At 75.1% G+C, this 2,943-nt stretch carries 2 protein-coding genes and 2 pseudogenes; 3 read left to right on the top strand and 1 reads right to left on the bottom strand.

From position 1 onward, the window contains the following. The 3 genes and pseudogenes from ACFV5N_RS26460 to ACFV5N_RS26450 form a co-directional block, all read left to right on the top strand. Positions 1–69, top strand: a pseudogene (locus ACFV5N_RS26460) (HIT family hydrolase); the annotation flags it as partial. 7 nt (positions 70–76) lie between these two features. Next, a complete protein-coding gene (locus ACFV5N_RS26455) occupies positions 77–982 on the top strand; it encodes a ribonuclease Z (RefSeq protein WP_385604655.1) in 906 nt (301 codons plus the stop codon). 34 nt (positions 983–1,016) lie between these two features. Continuing rightward, a complete protein-coding gene (locus ACFV5N_RS26450; RefSeq protein ID WP_385604652.1) occupies positions 1,017–2,549 on the top strand; it encodes a glycoside hydrolase family 43 protein in 1,533 nt (510 codons plus the stop codon). Positions 2,550–2,598: 49 nt separating this feature from the next. Here ACFV5N_RS26450 and ACFV5N_RS26445 read toward each other — a convergent pair. Continuing rightward, positions 2,599–2,943: pseudogene (locus ACFV5N_RS26445) on the bottom strand (6-phospho-beta-glucosidase); the annotation flags it as partial.

Here is a 2,943-nt window from a genome sequence, read left to right as displayed (position 1 = left end):
GGGCAGACCGTCTTCCATGTGCACGCCCACGTGCTGGGCGGGCGCGGCTTCGAGTGGCCCCCCGGGTAAGCCGCGCATGTCCGTACGCGAACTGGTGGTGCTGGGCACCGCCAGCCAGGTGCCCACCCGGCGCCGCAACCACAACGGCTATCTGCTGCGCTGGGACGGCGAAGGACTGCTGTTCGACCCGGGTGAGGGCACCCAGCGGCAGATGACGCACGCCGGGGTGAGCGCCACCGACATCACCCGGATCTGCGTCAGCCACTTCCACGGCGACCACGCGCTCGGCCTGGCCGGCGTGATCCAGCGCATCCACGGGGACGGGGTGCCGCACCCGGTGCGCGCGCACTACCCGGCCAGCGGCCAGGTGTACTTCGAGCGGCTGCGGTACGCGACGGTGTACCGGGAGCGGGCCGTCATCGAGGAGCGGCCGGTGACGGCGGACGGGGTGCTGGACGCCGGGCCGCCGTTCACGCTGTCGGCGGCGCGGCTGTCGCATCCGGTGGAGTCCTTCGGCTACCGGCTGGTGGAGCCGGACGGCCGCCGCATGCTGCCGGAACGGCTGGCCGCGGCGGGCATCCGCGGGCCGGAGGTGCGGCGGCTCCAGGAGGAGGGCGAGCTGCGCGGGGTGCGGCTGGCGGAGATGAGCGAGCGGCGGCCCGGGCAGCGGTTCGGCTTCGTCATGGACACCCGGCTGTGCCCGGGCGTGTACACCCTGGCCGAAGGGTGCGATCTGCTGGTGATGGAGGCGACGTTCCTCGACGAGGACGCCGCGCTGGCGGACAGCTACGGCCATCTGACGGCGGGCCAGGCCGGTGAGGTCGCCGCCGCTTGTGGGGTGCGGCACCTGGTGCTCACCCACTTCTCGCAGCGCTACCCGGACCCGGAGCCGCTGGGGGCGCAGGCCCGGGCGGCGGGGTTCACGGGCGAACTGACCGTGGCCGAGGACCTGGACCGGATCCCGGTCCCCGGCCGCCGGTGACGGACACGGCGACGGTGACAAGGAAAGGTGTTTCATGGCGGCAGCGGGCGGCTGGGCGGGCGGGACGTTCTCCAATCCGGTGATACCCGGGTTCCATCCCGACCCGAGCGTGTGCCGGGTGGGCGAGGACTACTACCTGGTCTGTTCCAGCTTCGAATACTTCCCCGGGGTGCCGGTCTTCCACAGCCGGGACCTGGTGCACTGGGAGCAGATCGGCAATGTCATGGAGCGGCCCGGACAGCTGCGGCTGCCGGACAGCGCGCCGTCCTCCGGCGGGGTGTACGCGCCGACGATCCGTCACCACGACGGCCGGTTCTGGCTGATCACCACCGATGTCTCGCACGACGGCAATGTGCTCTTCACCGCGACCGACCCGGCCGGGCCCTGGTCGGACCCGGTGCCGCTGCCCGGGGTGAAGGGCATCGACCCCGACCTGGCCTGGGACGAGGACGGCACCTGCTGGGTGACCTCCGCCGGGATCAGCCAGATCGCCATCGACCCCGCGACCGGGCAGACGCTCGGCGCGCCGCGCCGGCTGTGGTCCGGCACCCCGGGCGCGAAGGCGCCGGAGGCCCCGCATCTGTACCGGGTCGGCGCGTACTGGTACCTGCTGATCGCCGAGGGCGGTACGGAGCGGGGCCACGGCATCTCGGTGGCGCGCGGCCCGGCCCCGTACGGCCCGTTCGAGCCGTGCCCGGCCAATCCGGTGCTGAGCCACCGCAGCACCGACCAGGCCATCCAGAACACCGGCCACGGGGATCTGGTGCAGGCCCCGGACGGCTCGTGGTGGATCGTCTTCCTCGGGGTGCGGCCGGGTGGCGGCACCCCGGGCTGGCACGTGCTGGGGCGGGAGACGTTCCTGGCGCCGGTCACCTGGAGCGAGGACAGATGGCCGGTGATCGGCGAGGCGACGCCCGTGATGGCGGCGCCGCCGTGGCCGCCGCACCCGGTGCCGGGCCCGGCGGCGCGTGACGACTTCGACGCGGCCCGGCTGGCGCCGCACTGGATCTCGCTGCGGTCCCGGCCGCAGGAGGCCGTCTCCACCACCGAACGGCCCGGCTGGCTCTCCCTGCGGGCGCGCGGTGCCTCGCTGGACGATCCGGCGGTGACGTTCGCCGGGCGGCGGCAGCAGCACCGCGCGTGCCGGGCGCGTACGCTCGCCGACCCGGCGGCGGGGCGGGGCGGGCTCGCGGTGCGGCTGGACGAGCGGCACCACTACGCGATCGAGGCGGACGGGGACGGCACGGTGCGGGCGGAGGCCCGGATCGGGCCGCTGCGGCAGACGGTCGGGGAGCTGCGGCTCCCGGCGGCCGGGCCGGTGACGCTGCGGGCCGACATCGGCGGGCCGCCGGAGGCGTGGGACCCGCGGCAGGGGCCCGATGTGGTGCGGCTGGGTGTGGAGGTGCCGGACGGGGTGTTCACCGTGCTGGCGGAGCTGGACGGGCGGTATCTGTCCACCGAGGTGGCGGGCGGTTTCACCGGGCGGGTGATCGGCATGTACGCGGCCGAGGGGACGGTGCGCTTCGACTGGTTCACGCTGGAGGCGGAGAAGGACGACGCGGCCTGAGACCCGGCCGGGCGGGGCCTGAGCGGCCCGGCCGGTGCCCGGGCCCGCGTCAGCCCGCCTCCGCCGCCTCCGCCGCCGCCTTCGCCAGGATGCGGGCCGCTGTCGCCGGGGAGTCGACCAGCGGGTGCAGCGCCAGCGCCCGCAGCGCGGCCTCCGGCGAGCCGGTCGTCGCGGCCTCGATGGTGGCCCGTTCCACGGCCTTCAGCTGGAGCATCAGCCCCAGCTCCGCCATGCCGGGGGAGACCACCGGGACCGGGTGCGCGCCCTGGGCGTTCGCCTCGCAGACCGTCTCGATCACCGCGTCGGGCGGCAGCGCGGGCAGGGTGCCGGCGTTGCGGACGTTGAGGATGAGGCGGGTGGTGCGGTCGGCGGCGCTGGCGCGCATCCGGTCCAG

The organism is Streptomyces sp. NPDC059853 (assembly GCF_042731495.1).
Lineage (GTDB): Bacteria > Actinomycetota > Actinomycetes > Streptomycetales > Streptomycetaceae > Streptomyces.
Note: the sequence above shows the minus strand (reverse complement) of the source record. Positions and strands in the feature narration are given on the sequence as shown.